A 19,438-nucleotide genomic window follows, 5' to 3' on the forward strand; every position below is an offset into this window, starting at 1 on the left:
AGCGACCCGCTTTCTCCCTCGCGGATTTTCACCCGGGCCGCCGCCGCCAACAGGATCAATCCCTTGAAGAACAGGCGATGCTGGGTGCTTTGTTTCGCAGTGTGCCAAAGAGGCTCCCAAGCCTCATGAGCTTCCCAGTAGTAGCCGTGGTTGAAAAGGTCGATTCTCATCTAAACACATCTGAGCCTAGCGCTTCCTCAACGGCGACGGTCACCGGCTCGTTTTGGTAACTGTGGCCCAAGGGATCGCGCACCAGATGCGGATGTTTGCCAAGCATGTACGCATAGGTCGGGAAACTGTTTTTCGGGCAGCAAGCAAGGACGTGAAATAGACCCACGCGGTGCAGCGCCGACGAGCTAGGCGCTGCTACCGCGACCCTCATTTCGCCAAAATACTGAGCACCAATTCAACGCCCGGAACTCCTGCTGGCACCAACTGCCCTATCGGCAGAGGACGGGGCGCAAATGGACGGCACTCCTCAAGGATATCCAGGAGCGCCTTGTCCGCCGTGATCACCCGGTCGGTTTCCAATAGGTAGGTAAAGAGCTGGTTGTCCGCCCCCGAGCCCTCAGTCACCTTACGGAAGCGCTGAGCAAAGGAATGCGCCCACCGCATCCACTGTCGGGGCAGAGCTTCCAAGCTGACGAGGTGTAGCCAGAACTCGACCCATTCTGGGCTATTCAGTAGCCCGCCGTCAACTTCGACGAAGGGTGCAATCCAGTCGCGATAGGCATTACCGGGGCGGGACAACGCATAGGTCACGCCAGCCCAGCTCTCGATCCGCCAAGCTTCTACCATCTCGCCGTTCCAGCCGGGAACTGGATGGGGCAGCGCTGCGAACGTCTTGTCCATTGATGGGTTGGTCTTCCAGCCCACCTCCATCATTTCCTTGCGCGCCCCTTTGATTTGCTCGAAGGCTCGTTTGAGCAATGTGCCTTCTGCCGCTTGCTGGTGGAGGGCTTCCTCTTCCGGTGATCGTGCGCACCTGACCCAGAATCCCCCCATCTTTCGAGACCAGTCTCTCCGGCTGCGATCAAAGAAATCTTTGTCGGGCTGCGGGCGGAGCCAGTCCGGCTTGAGCCGCTGGACCTCACTCAATATCTCCATAGCCTCGCTATACGCTTCGGGCATCAAGCGCTCGAAGCGGCGATTCGTCATAAGAGAGATTAATCGATTGCGTAGCGGCACGTCACGAAGGCGTAGAGCCTCGTAGACCACGGCTGGGGCAATCTGAACCGTGTAGCTACCATCGCGAGCGGCTTGCAAGAGCGCTCCTTGCGCGCCCCCATCTATCACGTACCGCCATATGTTGGAATCGAGCAGGGCGCGCTTCCTTCTTGCTTGCTGCCCGTTGACGGCGCGTACCATGGTCGGTGACATCCATTGATTGATCTAGAGGGAGTACCACGCGCTGGGACGCCGATGTGGGAGGGTTCCCGTGTCGCGGGCGTCCGCCTCGGTGCCATCCTGAAATGAGCCTTATCAATACTAGTTGACCGTAGGCGTGGGGTTCTGACCGCATCCGGGTCCTTGCCGGGGGGCCAGCTTGAATGCCTGCGGGAAGGCGACGGATTGGCCCCATGTCGCCGAACTCTACGCTCGTCAGTCGAACCAAACACACTTGGTTACTCCAAGGCAGTGCGCGGCTGCCTCGACGAGTTCCCGGGTTGACGGGCGAACGTACCTCGGCGCGGCTCGAAATAGAAATGCTGTTAGTTCCGTACCGCGAGTTCCGTAAGATCGTTCGAACAGAGCACCTAGTAGCGATTTCCAATCGTCCGCTCGCCCCCACGCCACAAACGCGCCGTCGGTGAAACGGAAGCCGTGAGGCTTTATGAAGGTCTCCGCGACGTCCTGGCGGTGTCGCTGTAGGACGCGCAATACCTGGCCTTCATGCAGGTTGAGCTTTTGGCGGCTGAAGCCTTTGAGGAGAGTGTCCTTGATATAGACCCTTACAGATCGAGCATCCATGTGGGCGGCGAGAGTTCGGCCGATATCGCTGTCGGTCCATTGCTGATAATGGCGCGCTTTCTCCGATTGGGTGAGAGAATCCCACTGGAGGCGGTCTGCCGTTTGCCAAAGGCGCTCCCTGATCGCGTCTCGGATCTCCCTCGGGACGGTCAATGCACACCACCGTGCGGAAGCGTGTTTGGATATTCGAAGCTGGGCAGATCTAACGTGGGGTCCCCCTCTCGAAGCAAGAGTGACGCTTGGTCCTTGACCCATTCCATCAGGAGGGAGCCTGCGGACCGATCCGCGAATTCGATGAGATGGCCCCCCAATGGCAGCTTCTCGGTCGGCGCGTTGAGTCCCGCTATCCGTTCCAGTTCGGTGACTTCGGCCATGCGGCGCAGGTCCGTCACGAAATCGAGGATTACCACCTTGTCCTTGCCTGGCTTTATACGAAGGCCGCGGCCAAGCTGCTGCACGAAAATTCGACGGCTGTGGGTCGCGCGCATGAACGCGATCAGATCAACGTCGGGTACATCGACGCCCTCGTTGAATAGATCGACGGTACAAAGGACATCGACGGTGCCCCTCTTAAATTGCGACATCAGCTTGTCTCGCTCGCGCGCTGGCGAGGCTCCGAACATCGCTTCAGCCCGAAAGCCGAACAAGCGGAGCGTGGCAGTGAAGTGCTCCGCGTGATCGACACTCGGCGAGAAGACCAGCGCGGACTTGCGGTTCTCCTGCTTGAAGACGTCGGCGAAGATGCGCGCCGCCTCCTCGTCTCGGGTGGGAATGATCAGCCGCCGGTTCAATTCAGACAGCGTGTAGCCATAGGCCGAGGCGTTCTGAATAAATTCCCAGTCAATGTTATCAGCAAGCAGCCGATAGTCGACCTCGCTCAAATAGCCAAACTTCAAACCATCAGCGATACCAACGCGGGAGAGAGGTTGGCCGAGGACAGTATCAATGTCGAATTCGTCGCCGCGCCATGGAGTGGCCGTCACGCCGGCGAGCCGCTTAGGGGCGAGTTTATGCAACACCTCTTGATATGTTCGTGAACCGATATGATGCGCCTCGTCCACGAAGACAGCGTCAAACTCCGGCAGCTTCTCAACCCTGCTGTGAACCGTCTGAACCGTCGCAAATGTGACTCCCTCCCAGTAAGCGGGTTCCTCTTCTGGCGCGAGAAGATGTGTTGCGACGTTCTTTGGCAGTTGCGCCCAGAACCCAATTTGGAGCTGGCGAACCAGTTCACGCTTGTCGGCGAGAACCAGGATGCGACTGTTTTCTAGGGTGCCGGCGTCAAAAAGGCGCGATGCGACCTCGGCCATCACGACCGTTTTTCCTAGCCCCGTCGCCAGGACAAGTTGGCCTCGACCCGTCTCCTCCAGCGCACCGAAAAGACGATCGCAGGCGTAGTCCTGATAGGGCCGTAATTCCCTGCGCATTGGCGGCAGATCGGGCACGCTCGCCATAATCTGCATAAGTTTGTTTGGGCTGAGCAGCTCGACCTTGAACCCAAGTTCCTTTACACGGGCCAACTCATCGATAAGGGCTTTGCCTGGCGCGCGGCTAGTCGCGAGAGCCATGCGATGGGCTTCGTAAAATCGGCCGGCCGCGAGCACCTCCTCGACCGCTGCTTTCGGGGGGGATGAGGTGCTCGTGAACTTGCACTGGACGACCCAAACTTGGCCGGCCTTCACGCCCACGACATCAGCGCCCATATCGCCGGTGCCCCCGACGATGCGGACATCGTCGAACCCCGCAAACATAAACGCTCTCGCCACGTCGCGCTCGAAGGCCTGCCATGGACCGTCGAGCAGGCGGCGCTCATCAAGGAACGGGCGGCTCACGGGATTTCCCGGTCAGGACGCAGAAGACTGACGGACATCAATCCTCGGACGAGTTCCTCCTTACGAATGTCGCCTAGAATTGTGGCGTCAGCCTCCGCGAGCCAAGAGGCGTCCGAGACGAGCGACTTCGCTCGGTCGATGACTTGCTGTTTAGCGCGCTCCGTAAGCTGGGCGTCACCGTACTCAAGCGAAGAATAGGGTGTGTCCCAGAACGTTCCGTCGAAGACCAGGTTAGGGAACGCCTCGATGATCTGCCCGAGGATCGTCACAGGTGCGGCGGTGAGGAATGAGCCGTCCGCGATTGGAGCGGCGGGCGCGATGCCTTTTCGAGCCAGTGCTCGCATGACATCGGACCGTTGCTCAACAGTGAGGACGTCGAACAGCTTGCTGGTCTCAGCGCTCGGCATATTGTGGAGGATCGCTCTAGCCAATGTGGATAGCGCATCGCTCGCGTCCAACGCGATCATTCGAGCGTCCAAGCTTGCCGTCTGTGCGTAGTGCTCGCGATAGTACCCTAATAGCGCGGCATTGGATGGCGCTACTTTCGCGGTCCGCAGATACTCGCCGGTGAGAAACGAGAGTTCGATGAGAAGCGCGTCAAGAGGTTCGAGCGTGATGGAACGAAACACCTCGGCGCGCGGCTTGAACAAGAAATGATAGGTCCTGGTCGCCACGTCGCCCATAACAAGACTCCAGGCGGCGTCAGTACCGATGTCTGGATCATGCGCGACGCACTCAAACGCCCTAACAGTGAAGGTCTGACCAGCTGGGGCGTAGACGTAGGTTCTGGACAGGCTAGGAGCCTCGCGCCGTTGCGCGCGATAGTCTGGCGAGGGTGGTGGTGGCGCGACCTGCTCCGCTTCCGCTTTTGGCTGCTCAGGCTCGTCGAGCAAGCCTTCCGGCAGCCCATCGTCATCACTACTGTCGTCACCCGGGGTGCCGGACGTTGTAAGCAGCCGCCGCTCAGCCTCCTCGATGAGGCGCCACCAATGGGTATCCTCCTGATAGTCGGGATGTCCGTCATAGAACTTTTGAGAGAGTTCCTTGGCGATCCCATTGTCGGGGACCGCCAGAAGGCGCCTCCAACCGCCAGCGACGCTGCTATGCGGCCTTATTCGGCGGAACGCTCGATAAAGCTTGAAGAGAGGGCTGCTGTTGTTGGTGTGCCCGAGTTCTCGAGCCTTCTCTGGACGGAGCGGCCCTTCGCCCCGGATGAGCTTCACCATCTCATCCCAAGCCGGGTCAGTCCTGTCGAAGCGTTCCTTGGCGAAATTCACCCGGCAGTGATCAATGTGGATTTCGCCCACAAACCGACCGCGTCGGCTCGGGTCATCGATCGGGTATTCGGGCTCCTCACCGTTGTCGCCGCGCCAGATGAAGAGGTCTTTGCTGCTGAGTTCGATCTTCCTTCCGTTCCGGATGAAGTCGAGGCCGAAGTCGACAGTGTCCGCATAGCGTTGAAGGCCGATCCAACCATGCACACGCCGTGTTCGTCTCTGCAGTGTTCCCTCGCCTCCACACACCGGGCACACCTCGGGCGCGGTAATCGGAATCGCGACCCAGTTCATGCAGGATATGCAATGGTGGCGGTCGCTGAGGGGATAGTTGAACGTTTGGACGGCGAGCACCTCGCCAAGGTCGGGCAACTCGGTTGATCGAGTTTCCCCCCAAAGACAAAACGGGCGCGATTGAACGACGCGGTTATTTAGATACAGCTTGAACTCAATTGGGTGGCCATTAGGTCGGAGCATGGCGGCATAAGCTTGCGACAGCCTCTTTCTGAGTTGTGATTGATTGCCGGACTTCGCAAGCCATTGGCGCTGCGTCGGCTTAAGCCGACGTATGATAATCTTCGTTCCGTGGACAGACGTGTCGGGCTTCGGCGTAGTCAGCAAGGGAGTGCGGAAATTCCCCTGACGCTGCAGGCGATCGAAGTCGATCTCAAGACCATGCCACTCAGAATCGCCGGCCTGGGTCGTCCACACTTCAGTGGTTAGGCCTAAGCGCGCGGTTGCAATGTTGAACCCCATTCCGAAAAGACCGAGATTGTCGGTTGGATTGTTGCCCGACCAACCCGCCTTCACGGCTTTCTCGAGATTCTCGGTCGTCATTCCCGGGCCGTTGTCGACGATCTGAACGACGGCCTCCTCTCGGTCAGCTTCCGGAAGGGTGATCTGCACGACGGGATCGCCTACACCCTCGCCACGTCGCTTCGCGTGAAGAAAGCCGTCAATCGAATTATCCACCAACTCACCAATGCACCGCCACTGGTCGAGGTTGATCTCGCCGAGCATCGGGAGAACACGCGGCGAAGGGGCGAGATCAAACTCCCTCGTGCCGGCGGTCTGAGGTATTGCTTGCGTCATCGTCCCCCCTCGATTCGATAGTGCGTGTCCACCGTAGATGATACAAGTTGCCGGGGCGATGATGAAAGAGCGACATACAGAAGATCTCGACGCCTTCCTGGTGCGGATGCAGCCGACGCTAAGCGCGGCGTTGTCCAGGCTGGCCGACACAAGCTTTCGATCCGATCCAATCGGAGGCACGAAGTATTCACGCGCGACCAGCATTATTAGTTCAGCCTATAAGCGACATGGCCAGATCCTGGGCCGCGCGCTGCTCGAGAGATTGAAGGATTGCGGACGTCTCCAAGTATGGACCGAGGACGAATTCAAACTCGGCCCAGCTTCCCGACTTGAACTGCAAAAAGCCAAACCGCCCGCCTCCTATAGGGAGATATCGATGTCATATGGCGAGTACGATCAAACCATACCGGTTGATCTGCTCGTTTTCGACAACGCTAACGGCATCATCGGGTCGTACAATGTGAAACGTGGCAACGGCGCATATGATGCTGGGAAAAAGCGCCTGATCCTGAACGAGCTTCTGCGCACCCAGATGCATCTCAGAGATTATGCCCGTTCGATGGGGATCCCGGCGCGTGGCGCCGCCGCCTACATCGTGTTCTACTATGGGCTACGATCGATCCCCGAACCATTCTCGTTGGTAGGAGATGACCTCGATCAGCACTTCGATTTTCCTGTTCAGGCCGCGATTGAGGCGGTTAATGCTCGATTCCGCGATGAGCTCTACGCCTTGATCGAGCATGGAGCTGTCTGATCGAAGATGCAGCGCTTACAGGTCTGAGAATAGATCTTTTGAAATTCCGGCCGACTCACGTGATATTTTCCCGGTCACGGAGGAATGGCTGAGAAACCCGGGCTCGTAATCCGTGCTTCGCTCCAGCACCTTGCGGCACCGCGGTATCCAGACAAGGCGCGTGTCCTGAACCAGCGGCTTTCGCCAGATGATCCAGGCGTATCCGGTGGCGGTAGACGCCTTTGGGTCCAACCGCCCTTTTACCATCGGCACTCGCTCAGAGAATTGAGCGACCATTGTTGGAGAGAATTTGGAGAAGACCCGCTGGTGTCGACCAATGCTCTCGAGAAAGACGGTTCGCACGAGAAGGGCGACGCCGACGCGCGCGATTTGGTGAGCGTGCAGAAAGAAGTCCTCAGCTAAGCGAAAGGGCGGGTTGGTGATTACCCAGTCGGTGATCGGGCGGCTTTCAATCGAAAGAAAATCGCGGCGATCGCCGTATCCGTAGCCGCCGATGTCGCTCACCTCCAGCGTACGAAAGTAGGGTCTCAGCGCTTCAGCCATGTGGCCGCGTCCGCACGCGGGTTCGAGACAACTCATCGACCCGACGTCATCAACTCCAAGCACATGCTCGATGAGCGCCCGAGTGGCCCACGGTGGGGTCGGAAAATCGTCTAGACTATCTGCGGCCTCGTACCTTTGGGCCATGACCGCATGGGATTTGTTTTGGGTAACATTCATTAGATCGCTCTAGCGCCCGCCTGGTCCATGTTCACTAGTGATCCAGGCGAATCGAATTGACGATCTGACGACATCACGGTGATTGTTCCGGGTTGTGTACGGTTGGGCTGACAGAATTGCATGGCGAACAGATCGCAATACCGACCGGAGAATAACCCGGCGGCGACGCATTCCTGAAGATCATAGACGGGAATGAATGGTAGATAAGGTAACTCATGCTCGGCCGGCATGGGCGTTCGCTCGATCCAAATGTTCGCGAACTGACGAAGCCACTGCGTAGGCGAGGTCGACCGGAACAGCGTTGCCCAGTTGACGCATCGTCTCGCTCCAGGAGCCGTGAAACACGTAGTCGTCCGGGAATGTCTGCAGCCGCGCGCTCTCGCGCACCGTGAAATAGCGCACCGAGCCGTCGGGACGGCGCAGCATGTTCTCGCCGCCGGGTACCCCATGAACGCCCGCCTTCAAGGTCTTGGCGGGTTCGTCAAGCGGGCTTCCGGTATGCCCTTGGTACGAGCGGGCGCCGACTTGCAAGCGGTGGTCCTTGAACCCGTGCACCGCCCGCGGCGACAGTTCGGGATCAGGCAGTCCGATCAGCGCATCGCGGGTGGTTGTCCAGGGAAGCGTGGCGGGTCTAGCGGTAATCGCCTCGGCAGCGCGTACTGCAGGCTCGTCGGCCAGGCGATGGCACTTAGCTATCTCATGCCGATCCCAATAGTCGCCGCCTCGATGCTGATCCCATAGAAGCGCGTCACGGGAATGGGTCTCGCGCGGGAACGACCATTCAACGCCCAGGTCCGAGCGAAACCCAACGAAGAAGACGCGCGCACGCTTTTGCGGCACGCCGTAATTGGCCGCATTGAGCACTTTTGGCGGGAGCACCTGGTAGCTCAGCCCCGAGGACCGGCTCGAGGTGTGGTGCTGTTCTAATCGCGCGCGATGATCAAGCCATGTCTCATCGCCACGAAACACGATTTCGGGATACGTGAGTTGGAGGAAAATGTAGCTGAAATAGATCGCGAACGTCTCACGGGTGAGTCCCTTCACATTCTCAAAAATAAACGCTGACGGCTGGGTCTCGCGCACGACCCGCACCGCTTCTGGCCACATGTCGCGATGATCATGCTGCGCGCGATGCCTCCCTCCCAGTGAGAAGGGTTGGCAGGGCGGGCCACCCGTCACCAGGTCGATGCCGGCGAGACCCTCAAACGAGAAACTGCGAACATCGCCCTCGCGCGGCTCCGGCCAGTGACGTACTCCATCGGAGCCCCGCGCGCGGTTCTCGCGAATGGTGTCGCAACACCAGTGGTCCCATTCTACAACTTCGATCGGCGTGAACCCCGCCCGGCTAACCCCTAGTCCTAGGCCCCCGGCGCCTGCGAAAAGCTCAATCGCCTTCATCAATCCCCTCGACAAACCGATAAAGTCTGTTTCCCAATTGTTCTCTATCCTTCATCCTGCATTCCCACACAAGCAGGACCCGCCATCCGAGCGCTTTAAGTTGCGAAATATTTTCCACGTCGCGCTCGCGGTTAGCCTCCAGCTTCGGCACCCAGAAGTCGAGCCGGCTTTTCGGTAAACGCGCCAGCCGGCACGCTGGATCGGGGTGGCGGTGCCAGAAGCAGCCGTTCACGAAAATCGCACACTTGCGACCGCGAAACGCAACGTCGGGCTTACCGGGTAGGTCCCGTGCATGGAGGCGGTATCGGTATCCCATATGCCACAGCTGCTGCCTGACGATCAGTTCGGGCCTGGTGTCCGCGCCGGTGACGCGCGCCATGCGCTGACTTCGTTCGAGAAAAGTAAGGGTGTCGGCCACTAGGCAACGATAAAGTATGAGTGGGCCGTGGGAAAGCGTCCTTAAATTTGAACGAGGCCAGCACTGCGCGCGCTTGACAGCAACGATCGCTCCTGGCGCAAGTCGGTCAGCCGGTGAGCATCTCCGCCCAGTGCACCACGGACGCAACGGGCGGCGATGGTGTTCGAGCCGCATGCGACTCCGAACACCAGAGAGTGACGGCTCCAGCAGGGTATGCGCTTGCCAAGGAAACAATCCTCGGGGGCCTTTCCTCTGGAAACGGTTCGGAACAGGAACGCCGCATCGGTTGGACCGACGCTGTCGATGTTCTCCCGGGCCTTCCCCAGCCGAGGACCATTAGGCTGCAAGCCCACGCCCGATCGCCAAAAGGGCATTGGTCGGGCTGCGATTTGCAAGTTCACAGTGAATATGGTCCTGGTATCGGCGCGCCAAACATACTCGCAGAAGGGCAGCCGCGAGGGCTGCCCTTCTTGATGCTCAACCCAACAGGTTACTGTTTGGCAGGATCACCATTAAAGCCCCGTAACAATTTCTCATATTCGGCATCAACATCAAAAGGTAGGTTGGCGAATGCTGCTGGGACTCACGCTGCAGCTGATTCGGCCGCGATAGCACTGCTTTTCGGGTCTCTTATCGGGACCGAGGTTTGATGGGAAAGCTAAGTTTTTGATTTTGTTGGTACGCCCAAGGGGAATCGAACCCCTGTTCCCGCCGTGAGAGGGCGGTGTCCTGACCGCTAGACGATGGGCGCGTTCAAGAACCGGCGATATAGGCTGACGGCTGGGAAAAAGCAACTGGGCTTCGGACAGTCGATGGTGCCGGGAAGATTTCCGTTGCAAGCCTAGCGTTTTGACTCGATCAGGTCCCAGAGATTTCCGTGGAGATCGGCGAAAACCGCCACAGTGCCATAGGGCTCAACGCGGGGCGCCTCACGGAATTCGACGCCCTTTTCGAGCATCGTCGCATGGTCGCGGACAAAATCGTCGGTTTCGAGAAACAAAAAAACCCGGCCGCCGGTCTGGTTGCCGATGCTATCCCTCTGCGCATCATCGGCCGCTTCGGCCAGAAGTAGCCGTGCGCCTTGCCTGTTCGCCGGCGCCACCGTGACCCAACGCTTGCCGCCGCCCAGATCGACGTCCTCGGTGAGCAAAAAGCCCAGCCTGTCGACATACCAGGAGATCGCCTCGTCGTAATTGGCGACGACAAGCGCGACCGTGGCGACGCGGCGATTTTCGGCGAAACCAGTCATTTGTTCCGGATCGAAAAGCGGCCGATGATGCGGCGCTCAGTGATGTCGTAGACAAAGATGGCGCGGCTGCCGTCGGCAAGCTCCGCATCGATGGAGACGCGATTGCCGGAGAGCGACTGGCTGATGACTTTGGCGCCGACCGGCAGCACGATGTCGCCGGTCAGCGGTTCGCCTGATGGCACCTGGATGTCGCTGGCCGGCGGCGCGGTGCGCGTTTTGTAGACAAGGGCTGCAATCACCACCATAAGGGCGAGGAACAGCAGGCCGAGATTGATGGCGACGAAGCGGACGAGCTTCTTGCGCACCTTTTCGACTTCGGGGTCGAGCGGCTTTTCCTCGTCTTCGTCGGCAACAGCCATGGCAAAACATTCCGGAATGATTTTCGATGAGCGCTCATAACGAAGAGGCCCCCATATTGATAGAGGACGGATTGATGGAGGGCGGATCGCCAGACGATGGATCGCCAAACGGGGGATCGACCGTGCTGGAAGCGGGTCCCGATGCGGCCGGCCAGCGCCTCGACCAATGGCTGGCGGGCAAGCTCGGTCCGGACATGTCGCGCAGCCGGGTGCAGATGCTGATCAGGCAGGGCGCTGTCAATGTCGGCGGCCAGCCGGTCACCGAGACCAAGCGCAAGATGGCGGCCGGTGACCGCGTGTCGGTCGACATGCCGGAGCCGGAGCCGGCGGAGCCGCAGGGCGAGAACATCCCGCTCGACGTCCTCTATGAAGACAATGAATTGATCGTCATCAACAAGCCGCCGGGGCTTGTCGTCCATCCCGGCGCCGGCAACTGGACCGGCACGCTGGTCAACGCGCTGATCCGCCATTGCGGCGACAGTCTTTCCGGCATCGGCGGTGTGCGGCGGCCGGGCATCGTCCACCGCCTGGACAAGGAGACCAGCGGTGTCATGGTCGTCGCCAAGACCGATCGCGCCCACAAATCATTGTCGGAGGCCTTTGCCGACCATGGCCTGACCGGCGATCTCAAACGCGCCTATCTGGCGCTGGTCTGGGGCATACCGATGAGACCGACAGGCAAGGTCGACGAGCCGCTTGGCCGCGCCGCCGACCGCGTGCGCCGTGCCGTGGTGCCGGAGGGCCGCGACGATGCCCGCCACGCCGTCACCCATTTCACCGTGATCGAGCCCTTTGGCGAGCAGCAAAAGGAATTTGCCACGGCAAGCCTGGTCGAATGCCGGCTCGAGACCGGCCGCACCCATCAGATCCGCGTCCACATGGCCCATATTGGCCATCCGGTCGTCGGCGATCCCGATTATGGCCAAGCCTTTCGCACCAAGGCAAACCGGCTGCCCGAGCCGCTAAAAGGCCGGGTGAAGGCATTTCCGCGACAGGCATTGCATGCCCGCCTCCTTGAATTTCGGCATCCGACTACCCATCTAACGATGAGGTTCGAGGCGCCTGTACCGAGGGATATGGAGGAACTCGTCGACGGCTTTCGCAAACTCTGAACCGCCATCCATCCACTCAAAACCTGATCGGCAAAAACCTGACCGGCGTTGTTCACTTTGGCGTGACACACTGTTTCGTGTTGAACCAATGCTGTCCTTTCTGGTTTTGTTCCTATATACATCCGCTGTCGCGAACGAGCCTTTGGCGTCGCGACATATGCCCGCCGCGTTTCGGGGGCACCACTCCAAGAGAGGGGGCGCTATCATGGCCCAATCATTACCCAGTATCGTTTCCGGCGAAGGCGGCCTCAGCCGCTACCTGGAAGAAATCCGTCGCTTTCCGATGCTTCAGCCGCAGGAAGAGTACATGCTCGCCAAGCGTTACGCTGAGCATGAGGACACCACGGCTGCACACAAGCTCGTCACCAGCCACCTTCGGCTCGTCGCCAAGATCGCCATGGGCTATCGCGGCTACGGCCTGCCGATCGGCGAGGTGATCTCGGAAGGCAATGTCGGCCTGATGCAGGCCGTCAAGAAATTTGAACCGGAGCGCGGCTTCCGGCTCGCCACCTACGCGATGTGGTGGATCAAGGCCTCGATCCAGGAATACATCCTGCGCTCGTGGAGCCTGGTCAAGATGGGCACGACCGCTAACCAGAAGCGCCTGTTCTTCAACCTTCGCAAGGTGAAGGGCAAGATCCAGGCGCTCGACGACGGCGATTTGAAGCCCGACCAGATCACCGAGATCGCCACCCGCCTCAACGTGTCCGAAGCGGAGGTGGTGTCGATGAACCGCCGCCTGTCGGGCGACGCCTCGCTCAACGCACCGATCCGGGCGAGCGAAGGTGAATCAGGTGAATGGCAAGACTGGCTGGTCGACGACCACGAAAGCCAGGAAGAGGCGCTGATCGAGCAGGACGAGCTGGAAAACCGGCGCGGCATGCTGTCCGGCGCTCTTGCCGTGCTCAACGAGCGCGAGCGGCGCATCTTCGAGGCGCGCCGCCTGGCCGAGGAGCCGCTGACGCTGGAAGAGCTGTCGGCCGAGTTCGACATCAGCCGCGAGCGCGTGCGCCAGATCGAGGTGCGCGCCTTCGAGAAGGTGCAGGACGCGGTCAAGGCCGCGGCCAAGCGCCAGATGCAGGCGCTGCGCACCATCGAGGCGCAGCCGGCGGCGTAAAGCTTCCGACGGAAACAAATAACGGCGGCGTCAGGTAACTGGCGCCGCCGTTTTTATGGGTCCTCCGACTGCCGGGAGAACTGTCCCTTGGTGCCATATTCTAGCTAGCGTTGGTTATTTGCCCGCTCCATGCGACGCGCTACCGCTCCACCAAAGATGCCGGCGGTTCCGGCCTCGCCATCGCGTTCGCAAACGATCTTATTCATAGCGGCATGATAGCAATTTTTCCCAAGCCCCGGAAACCGCAACGCTGCAAATTGTGACGGCAATGTTCCGGCGCCGACACGGGCTTCCGTCGCAAAATTCCACAAGCGGCGCTTGCGGCGGGCGGGCGCCGGGGCTGCGCTGGGCAGTTGAGCTCATCTATTTGGAAGCCAAGGCAGTATGACGATGACGATTTCTCCGTTTCTCACCGCTCTCGGATCCGAAGGTCCCCCAGCCGACCGAGCGAAAGACATGGACCTGTATGGATGGCTAATTGGAAGCTGGGAGATGGACACGGTCCACTACCTCGACGACGGCACAATCCAGAAATGGGATGGAGAATGCCATTTTGGCTGGGTGCTCGAAGGCCGCGCGATTCAGGACGTTTGGATCAGGCCCAAGCGCCCTGCGCCCTCCACGATGTATGGCACGACTTTGCGCATCTTCGATCCTGGGATCGATGGCTGGCACATCATATGGAACGACCCGCTCAACCGAGACTACTCGCGCCAGATCGGGCGGGCCGAGGGTAAGGACATTGTCCAGTTCGGCATTGACTCGCGCGGTCTGAAAACTCGATGGCGTTTCACTGAGATCACTGCCAACAGCTTCCATTGGATCGGCGAGGAAAGATCTTCCGACAGCGACCCTTGGCAAATCACGTATGAACATTTAGCCCGCCGAACAAAACCCTGAAGCTAGACTGCTGCGGGCTGCCGTCTGGCTGACAATCCGGCGGCCGGTCGGGCCGGATGCACCAAGGACCACTTTTTAGGTGCGGCTGACGGACGTAGTCATCCTTTTGTTTCCCCACAAGGCAGAGCACCTCCTCAAGAGGCTGCCCTGTTGCTTGTGTTTCGGCGATGATCAGAGGTTTCCCTCTGCCAGCAGTTCGCGGGTCCGCTTCAGCGTCCACAGCAAGGCGGCCGTGTAGCCGTTTTCGCTAGCAAACTGAGCCTGCTCGGCCTGCTCCTCGCGACCGTTTGGCTCTTTGCCGCGCAGGCCCATGTAGCAGTAGAAGCGCAGTTGCGGTGCGCCTTCCTCATCTTCGAACAGTTCGTTGACAATCACTCCCTCACGCGGACCGGCTGCCTGGAAGAAGGTGACCTTGCTTTCCGGCTCGAGCGTGACGATTTCGCGCAGATCGTGGCCACCGATCGTGGCTTCACGCACGAAATGGGTCGCGCTTTCCTCCACAACGTCGCAACGGGTGCAGAGACCCGCGACGAGAAACAAGCGGGCGTCGCGTGCTTTGAGTTCAAGACCCTTCCACGCCTGAGCGCGCGTCAATCGAATTTCGCCTTCCGGGTTCACCGGAACTGTGGCGGTCGAATAGATCATAATGGTAATCCTTGTAACCAGATGGCTGTTGCTTCCGTCAGGCGGAGGCAGCGATTGCTGAGGCGAAGTCGCGATATGGGCGCAATGGACGCCCGAGCAGGGCGGTCAGGCGCTCGACGTCGCCGGCCTCAGGCAGCATCCCGTCCGTCAAGAATCGCTCACCCATCAGGCGCATGTCGTAGGCCATCCAGGCGGGCAAGAACTGCTTGAGATTTTGTTCAAAGCCCTCTGTATTGTCACCACCGTAGTTGATCGGGCGGGCGAGCACGTCTGACCAGATTGCGGCGATATCCGTCCCAGTCAGTGTCTCTGGACCGACGAGATTGATCCGGTCAAGCGCAAGCGGCTCTGCAGACTGCTCGCGACGCAGCAGCTCAAGGGCGGCGATCTCGGCGATATCACGGACGTCGATCATGGCGAGACCCTTGGTGCCGATCGGCATCGGGTAGGTGCCGTAGCCGGTGATGACGTCTTCGATCATCAGATCGTTCTGGATGAAGTAGGCCGGGCGCAAGATCGTAGCCTGGAAGTCCATCTGCTCGATCATTCGCTCGACCCCGAACTTACCCGCGAAATGCGGCACGTTCACGTAGACGTCAGCGTGGATCACCGACAGATAGACGATCCGCTCGATGCCGGCCGATCGGGCGACGTTCAGCGCGACCAAAGCTTGGGTGAATTCGTCCGGCACGACGGCGTTTAAGAGGAACAGCGTGGAAACGCCAGACATGGCTTTGCGCAGCGAATCGACATCGAGAAAGTCGCCTTGCACGACGGATACGCCTGCGGGAAAGTTGGCTTTAGCGGGATCGCGGACGAGAGCACGTACATCGGCGCCGCGCTTGACAAGGTGTTCAACGACTTGACGGCCAATATTGCCTGTGGCGCCGGTAACGAGAATGGTCATGAAATTTCTCCGGTTGGGTTGCTTGACACGCCCAATATGTGTGGCTCACTAAGAGTCCAATAGACGGAAATTTTAGACGCACCGTCTCGCTGGTGGAACACACATGGATCTTCTTGCCCTCGCCGATTTCAATCTCGTTGCCCGCCATGGTGGCTTCGGCAAAGCCGCAAGGGCCACCGGCCGGCCTAAGGCAACCCTGTCCCGACGCGTTGGAGAATTGGAAAGCAGTCTTGATCTGCGCCTGTTTGAACGGGGTGCGCGTAACCTGAAGCTGACCGAAGAAGGACGAGCGCTCTTCGAGCGGACGGGGGCGTTGCTTGCCGAACTGGACGAGACGGCTTCGGCGATTGCCTCGGGCGGTCAGAGACCCAAGGGCAGACTGCGGATCAGCGCACCTTTACATTTTTCCCAGACTGCAATGGGGAGGATTGCTGCGGGGTTCGCCCTTAAGTATCCGGAGGTGAGGCTGGAGGTCACGACCGAGGACCGGCCTGTGGACATGATCGAGGAAGGCTACGATCTGGTAATCCGAGTCAATCCAGATCCCGACGAAAGCTTGGTCGGACGGGCGTTTCTCCGCGACCGCCTGGTCGTCGTGGCGAGCCCGACCGTTCCTCGCACGACCGGCGGACGCGCCGCTCCTGCCGTCGCACGCGGGGCAGGCGATCGGCAAACATGGCACGTGAAGACACCCGGTGGCCGGTCAACAATCAAAATCGAGCCTGTCCTCGCTTTGTCAACGCTCATCATGGTCCGGGATGCGGTGCGAGCCGGCGTCGGTGCAGCACGTCTTCCCATTTCGTTGGTGGCCCACGACTTGGCCGACGGCACACTGGTAAATTGGGGGGATATCGACGGCCCCGAGATCGCTCTCTGGACGCTCTACCCATCTCGGCGGCTGCTCAGCGCGCGAGTGTCGGCGTTCTTGGACTTTTTAAAACAGGCCTTCCCAAATGGGACGCCGGACGAACTAGCCGCCTATATTGGCAGGTGATGACCGAACTCGTCCCGGCGGGGCGAATGGGGGGCGGCGCCGAGTTTGAGATAGAGTTGTAGTGCCGGCGACCCATTTCATCACAAGCAGTCGAGCGGAAATTTCAAATACCGCCGGCCGTTGGATTCTGGTTCCGGCAAGCGTCCACCATTCATGTTGACCTGCAGCGCGTGCAGGATCAGCCTGGGCATCGGCAGCGTCCTGTCGCGCGCCTCGCGCAACGCCACGAAATCGGCCTCGGTCCTGCAGGCGGCAATATGGGTGTTCTTGGATTTCTGTTCCGCGACCGTGCTCTCCCACAAGGGTTCGCGCCCCTCCGCCTGGTAGTCATGACCGACGAACAGACGTGTCTCGTCCGGTAGCGCGAGGATATCCTGAATCGAGCGCCAGAGCCGCGCGGCACTGCCGCCGGGAAAATCCGCTCTCGCCGTGCCGCTGTCCGGCATGAACAGCGTATCATGGATGAAAGCGGCGTCGCCGATCACATAGGTGATCGAGGCCAGCGTGTGGCCCGGCGAAAAAAGCACCTTTGCCGGAATGCCGCCAACCGAAAAGGTCTCGCCATCGGCAAACAGCCTGTTCCACTGGGATCCGTCGGCAGGAAAATCCGGCCAGTTGTAGATCACCTTCCACAATTTCTGGACATCGATGATCTTCTCGCTAATCGCCGTCGGCGCTCCGGTCTTCGCGCTGAGATAGTGCGCCGCCGAGAAATGATCGGCATGCGGGTGGGTGTCGAGAATCCATTCGACAACCAGCCGTTGATCTCTGATGAAGTCGAGCAGGGCATCGGCGTTTTTCGTCGCAGTGGCGCCAGACTTCTCGTCGAAATCCAGGACCGGATCGATGATTGCGCATCGTCGCGTCTGCGGGTCGGCGACGACATACTGGATGGACCCGCTCGGCTTGTCGTAAAAGCCTGCCACCTGCAGCTTGGCCGATGTCGCGTCCAATCCCGGCTCCCTCAACTCCAACCCGGCAGGAATGGTTTTCCCTGCCGGGGTAAAAGAAGAGCATGGTCATTCGCCAACGCCACGCCGTCAAGCACCGCATGCTCGTGCAGGCGAGAAAAACCGAAAATTCTCCTGTGCTGCCCCTGCCGCTCAGGCAGAGGGCTGCTTGGTCTTCCTGAGATACGGCAGGATCGTCTCGTAAGCGCCGAAACGCTTGATCGCATCCTCGTTGGAAACGGCGGCGGTGATGATGACGTCCTCGCCCTGCTTCCAGTTCGCTGGCGTCGCCACCTGATGCTTGGCGGTCAGCTGCATGGAATCGATCGCGCGCAGGATCTCGTCGAAGTTGCGGCCGGTGGTCATCGGATAGGTGAGGACCAGCTTGATCTTCTTGTCGGGGCCGATGACATAGACCGAGCGCACCGTCGCATTGTCGGCGGGCGTACGCCCTTCCGAGGTTTCGCCGGCACCCGCCGGCAGCATCTCGTAAAGCTTGGCGACCTTGAGATCCCTGTCGCCGATCAGCGGATAGTTCACCAAATGGCCGGTCGCCGTCTTGATGTCGTCCTGCCATTTGGCGTGGTTCGCGACCGGATCGACGGAAATGCCGATGATCTTGACGTTGCGCTTCTTGAACTCGCCTTCCAGCCCGGCCATCGTGCCGAGCTCGGTCGTGCAGACCGGCGTGAAATTCTTCGGATGGCTGAAGAGCACCGCCCAGCCGTCACCGATCCAGTCGTGGAAGCTGATCGTCCCTTGCGTGGTTTCGGCGGTGAAATCCGGCGCGATATCGTTGATACGAAGGCTCATGACGTGTCCCTACCCTGTGATTGCAGATTGCAGCCGGCACCGCCGGCGCTGCTTTGCCCTTCTACCACTCCGGCGTCATCCTTCAAACGCCTGTTGCCACCGGCATTGCGGCCGGCGGCGAAAAATTTTCATTGCTTCTCGGCAATGCAGCAGGAATTTCCGCTGCGCTGGCTCAGGCCTTGTTCACCGCCAGCGTCGTGGCCAGATCTTCCATGCGCTGGGCGAGCGCGCCAAGTGCATTGGTCAGCACGGAATCGTTCTTGTCGGCCTTGGTCAGCGCGTCGTCACGCGTCTTGCGCAGCGTCAGCACTTCGCTTTCCATACCCTTGACGCGTTTTTGCAGTTCCGAAAGCTCGTCCATGACCATGATGCCGGCCATCACGGTCAGCCTCTGGTCGCCGATCTCGCCGAAAGAATCCTTCAGATGCGAGACATAGCGGTCGAAGCGCTCGGCCAGGTCGATCAGATGCTCTTCCTGGCCCTCGTCGCAAGCCATGCGATACTGCTTGCCGTCGATGGAAACCGTGACTTGTGCCATTGGGCCAGCCCCTATCTGTCCAACACGGCGCGGATGGTTTCCATGGCGGTCACCAGCCGACGCGACACTTCCTTGTTGGCGTCTTCCAGTCGTTCGGCGCGCGCTTCGGAATTGTCGAGTTCCTGCGCCAGCCGCGAGCGGTCGGCGTTCATGCGCTGCACCTCCGCCTCGGCTTCCGTATAGTCGCGCTCGTGCTCGAGCTTGGCCGCGACGGCATTTTCCAGCCCCTCGATGGCCTTACCCAGCCTCGCGATGACTTCCTTGAGTGTCGTTTCCCCGGTCATGGCTTTCGTCCTGCGCCCTGCCCATCACCGAATCATCCACGTTCAGAACGCGTTATGTGTGAAACATTACGCGCCGTGTGAAGCCAACGTCAATAAAGCTCTCGCGACTGT

General features: G+C 59.9%; 20 protein-coding genes and 1 tRNA gene. 5 read left to right on the forward strand and 16 right to left on the reverse strand.

The window, feature by feature from the left end; genetic code table 11:
• The 4 genes from E5W87_RS10225 to E5W87_RS10240 all read right to left on the reverse strand — a co-directional run.
• Positions 1 to 170: DUF309 domain-containing protein (locus E5W87_RS10225; protein ID WP_292396668.1), on the reverse strand; the 170-nt coding region annotated here is incomplete at its 3' end.
• A gap of 208 nt (positions 171 to 378) precedes the next feature.
• Positions 379 to 1,368 carry a hypothetical protein gene (locus tag E5W87_RS10230; protein ID WP_292396627.1) on the reverse strand — a complete coding sequence of 330 codons (990 nt, stop codon included), beginning with the start codon at positions 1,366 to 1,368 and terminating at the stop codon, positions 379 to 381.
• Positions 1,369 to 2,120: 752 nt separating this feature from the next.
• The gene (locus tag E5W87_RS10235) at positions 2,121 to 3,803 is read right to left on the reverse strand and encodes a DEAD/DEAH box helicase family protein (RefSeq protein ID WP_292396629.1); all 1,683 of its coding nucleotides are present in this window, start codon (positions 3,801 to 3,803) and stop codon (positions 2,121 to 2,123) included.
• Positions 3,800 to 6,169: an ATP-binding protein gene (locus E5W87_RS10240; RefSeq protein WP_292396631.1), complete on the reverse strand. Its 2,370-nt coding sequence runs from the start codon at positions 6,167 to 6,169 to the stop codon at positions 3,800 to 3,802. Before E5W87_RS10240 ends, E5W87_RS10235 begins: the two co-directional genes overlap by 4 nt.
• 37 nt (positions 6,170 to 6,206) lie before the next feature.
• Between E5W87_RS10240 and E5W87_RS10245 the strand changes: the two genes are divergently transcribed.
• Positions 6,207 to 6,923: a hypothetical protein gene (locus E5W87_RS10245; protein ID WP_292396632.1), complete on the forward strand. Its 717-nt coding sequence runs from the start codon at positions 6,207 to 6,209 to the stop codon at positions 6,921 to 6,923.
• Positions 6,924 to 6,938: 15 nt separating this feature from the next.
• On the opposite strand, the gene E5W87_RS10250 is transcribed toward E5W87_RS10245, so the two are convergent.
• The 6 genes from E5W87_RS10250 to E5W87_RS10275 form a co-directional block, all read right to left on the reverse strand.
• Positions 6,939 to 7,466 (reverse strand): methyltransferase, encoded by a 528-nt coding sequence (locus E5W87_RS10250; RefSeq protein WP_292396634.1) that lies wholly within the window; start codon positions 7,464 to 7,466, stop codon positions 6,939 to 6,941.
• Positions 7,467 to 7,856: 390 nt separating this feature from the next.
• Positions 7,857 to 9,041 (reverse strand): DNA cytosine methyltransferase, encoded by a 1,185-nt coding sequence (locus tag E5W87_RS10255; RefSeq protein ID WP_292396636.1) that lies wholly within the window; start codon positions 9,039 to 9,041, stop codon positions 7,857 to 7,859.
• The gene (locus E5W87_RS10260) at positions 9,028 to 9,459 is read right to left on the reverse strand and encodes a very short patch repair endonuclease (protein ID WP_292396638.1); all 432 of its coding nucleotides are present in this window, start codon (positions 9,457 to 9,459) and stop codon (positions 9,028 to 9,030) included. The genes E5W87_RS10255 and E5W87_RS10260 overlap by 14 nt, the downstream gene beginning before the upstream one ends.
• Before the next feature lie 676 nt (positions 9,460 to 10,135).
• A tRNA-Glu gene (locus tag E5W87_RS10265) sits at positions 10,136 to 10,210 on the reverse strand.
• Positions 10,211 to 10,300: 90 nt separating this feature from the next.
• The gene (locus tag E5W87_RS10270; RefSeq protein ID WP_292396639.1) at positions 10,301 to 10,708 is read right to left on the reverse strand and encodes a VOC family protein; all 408 of its coding nucleotides are present in this window, start codon (positions 10,706 to 10,708) and stop codon (positions 10,301 to 10,303) included.
• Complete coding sequence (locus tag E5W87_RS10275) at positions 10,705 to 11,067, reverse strand: fimbrial protein (RefSeq protein WP_292396641.1); 363 nt, start codon at positions 11,065 to 11,067, stop codon at positions 10,705 to 10,707. Before E5W87_RS10275 ends, E5W87_RS10270 begins: the two co-directional genes overlap by 4 nt.
• 26 nt (positions 11,068 to 11,093) lie before the next feature.
• Here E5W87_RS10275 and E5W87_RS10280 point away from each other — a divergent pair, with 26 nt between their 5' ends.
• The 3 genes from E5W87_RS10280 to E5W87_RS10290 all read left to right on the forward strand — a co-directional run bounded on the left by E5W87_RS10280 (position 11,094) and on the right by E5W87_RS10290 (position 14,196).
• The gene (locus E5W87_RS10280) at positions 11,094 to 12,179 is read left to right on the forward strand and encodes an RluA family pseudouridine synthase (RefSeq protein ID WP_292396643.1); all 1,086 of its coding nucleotides are present in this window, start codon (positions 11,094 to 11,096) and stop codon (positions 12,177 to 12,179) included.
• A gap of 205 nt (positions 12,180 to 12,384) precedes the next feature.
• The gene (rpoH, locus tag E5W87_RS10285; RefSeq protein WP_029348727.1) at positions 12,385 to 13,296 is read left to right on the forward strand and encodes an RNA polymerase sigma factor RpoH; all 912 of its coding nucleotides are present in this window, start codon (positions 12,385 to 12,387) and stop codon (positions 13,294 to 13,296) included.
• A gap of 492 nt (positions 13,297 to 13,788) precedes the next feature.
• Entirely contained in the window at positions 13,789 to 14,196 is a 408-nt protein-coding gene (locus tag E5W87_RS10290; RefSeq protein WP_292396645.1) for a hypothetical protein, read from the forward strand.
• A gap of 171 nt (positions 14,197 to 14,367) precedes the next feature.
• Here the strand turns inward: E5W87_RS10290 and E5W87_RS10295 are convergent, their stop codons facing one another.
• Both E5W87_RS10295 and E5W87_RS10300 read right to left on the reverse strand, forming a co-directional pair.
• On the reverse strand, positions 14,368 to 14,841 hold the full coding sequence (locus E5W87_RS10295) for an AtaL-like protein (protein ID WP_292396647.1): 474 nt from the start codon (positions 14,839 to 14,841) through the stop codon (positions 14,368 to 14,370).
• Between the two features lie 37 nt (positions 14,842 to 14,878).
• Complete coding sequence (locus E5W87_RS10300) at positions 14,879 to 15,748, reverse strand: NmrA/HSCARG family protein (RefSeq protein WP_292396649.1); 870 nt, start codon at positions 15,746 to 15,748, stop codon at positions 14,879 to 14,881.
• A gap of 103 nt (positions 15,749 to 15,851) precedes the next feature.
• Here E5W87_RS10300 and E5W87_RS10305 point away from each other — a divergent pair, with 103 nt between their 5' ends.
• Positions 15,852 to 16,742: a LysR family transcriptional regulator gene (locus tag E5W87_RS10305; RefSeq protein WP_292396651.1), complete on the forward strand. Its 891-nt coding sequence runs from the start codon at positions 15,852 to 15,854 to the stop codon at positions 16,740 to 16,742.
• 80 nt (positions 16,743 to 16,822) lie between these two features.
• On the opposite strand, the gene E5W87_RS10310 is transcribed toward E5W87_RS10305, so the two are convergent.
• The 4 genes from E5W87_RS10310 to E5W87_RS10325 all read right to left on the reverse strand — a co-directional run bounded on the left by E5W87_RS10310 (position 16,823) and on the right by E5W87_RS10325 (position 19,327).
• Positions 16,823 to 17,695 carry an MBL fold metallo-hydrolase gene (locus tag E5W87_RS10310; protein WP_292396653.1) on the reverse strand — a complete coding sequence of 291 codons (873 nt, stop codon included), beginning with the start codon at positions 17,693 to 17,695 and terminating at the stop codon, positions 16,823 to 16,825.
• A gap of 150 nt (positions 17,696 to 17,845) precedes the next feature.
• A complete protein-coding gene (locus tag E5W87_RS10315) occupies positions 17,846 to 18,505 on the reverse strand; it encodes a peroxiredoxin (RefSeq protein ID WP_292396655.1) in 660 nt (219 codons plus the stop codon).
• A 172-nt stretch (positions 18,506 to 18,677) separates the two neighbouring features.
• On the reverse strand, positions 18,678 to 19,043 hold the full coding sequence (locus E5W87_RS10320) for a cell division protein ZapA (RefSeq protein WP_095487243.1): 366 nt from the start codon (positions 19,041 to 19,043) through the stop codon (positions 18,678 to 18,680).
• A gap of 11 nt (positions 19,044 to 19,054) precedes the next feature.
• Positions 19,055 to 19,327, reverse strand: a complete 273-nt coding sequence (locus tag E5W87_RS10325) for a DUF4164 domain-containing protein (protein ID WP_023797069.1) — start codon at positions 19,325 to 19,327, stop codon at positions 19,055 to 19,057.
• Positions 19,328 to 19,438 lie beyond the last annotated feature (111 nt).

This window comes from Mesorhizobium sp., from assembly GCF_004962925.1.
GTDB lineage: Bacteria > Pseudomonadota > Alphaproteobacteria > Rhizobiales > Rhizobiaceae > Mesorhizobium.

Bases quoted from the DNA above. Each gene is read 5' to 3' on its own strand.
- E5W87_RS10230 (WP_292396627.1), bottom strand. From the start codon at position 1,368: ATGGTACGCGCCGTCAACGGGCAGCAAGCAAGAAGGAAGCGCGCCCTG.
- E5W87_RS10240 (WP_292396631.1), bottom strand. From the start codon at position 6,169: ATGACGCAAGCAATACCTCAGACCGCCGGCACGAGGGAGTTTGATCTC.
- E5W87_RS10245 (WP_292396632.1), top strand. From the start codon at position 6,207: ATGATACAAGTTGCCGGGGCGATGATGAAAGAGCGACATACAGAAGAT.
- E5W87_RS10250 (WP_292396634.1), bottom strand. From the start codon at position 7,466: ATGGCTGAAGCGCTGAGACCCTACTTTCGTACGCTGGAGGTGAGCGAC.
- E5W87_RS10255 (WP_292396636.1), bottom strand. From the start codon at position 9,041: ATGAAGGCGATTGAGCTTTTCGCAGGCGCCGGGGGCCTAGGACTAGGG.
- E5W87_RS10270 (WP_292396639.1), bottom strand. From the start codon at position 10,708: ATGACTGGTTTCGCCGAAAATCGCCGCGTCGCCACGGTCGCGCTTGTC.
- E5W87_RS10275 (WP_292396641.1), bottom strand. From the start codon at position 11,067: ATGGCTGTTGCCGACGAAGACGAGGAAAAGCCGCTCGACCCCGAAGTC.
- E5W87_RS10280 (WP_292396643.1), top strand. From the start codon at position 11,094: ATGAGCGCTCATAACGAAGAGGCCCCCATATTGATAGAGGACGGATTG.
- rpoH (WP_029348727.1), top strand. From the start codon at position 12,385: ATGGCCCAATCATTACCCAGTATCGTTTCCGGCGAAGGCGGCCTCAGC.
- E5W87_RS10290 (WP_292396645.1), top strand. From the start codon at position 13,789: ATGGACACGGTCCACTACCTCGACGACGGCACAATCCAGAAATGGGAT.
- E5W87_RS10295 (WP_292396647.1), bottom strand. From the start codon at position 14,841: ATGATCTATTCGACCGCCACAGTTCCGGTGAACCCGGAAGGCGAAATT.
- E5W87_RS10300 (WP_292396649.1), bottom strand. From the start codon at position 15,748: ATGACCATTCTCGTTACCGGCGCCACAGGCAATATTGGCCGTCAAGTC.
- E5W87_RS10305 (WP_292396651.1), top strand. From the start codon at position 15,852: ATGGATCTTCTTGCCCTCGCCGATTTCAATCTCGTTGCCCGCCATGGT.
- E5W87_RS10315 (WP_292396655.1), bottom strand. From the start codon at position 18,505: ATGAGCCTTCGTATCAACGATATCGCGCCGGATTTCACCGCCGAAACC.
- E5W87_RS10320 (WP_095487243.1), bottom strand. From the start codon at position 19,043: ATGGCACAAGTCACGGTTTCCATCGACGGCAAGCAGTATCGCATGGCT.
- E5W87_RS10325 (WP_023797069.1), bottom strand. From the start codon at position 19,327: ATGACCGGGGAAACGACACTCAAGGAAGTCATCGCGAGGCTGGGTAAG.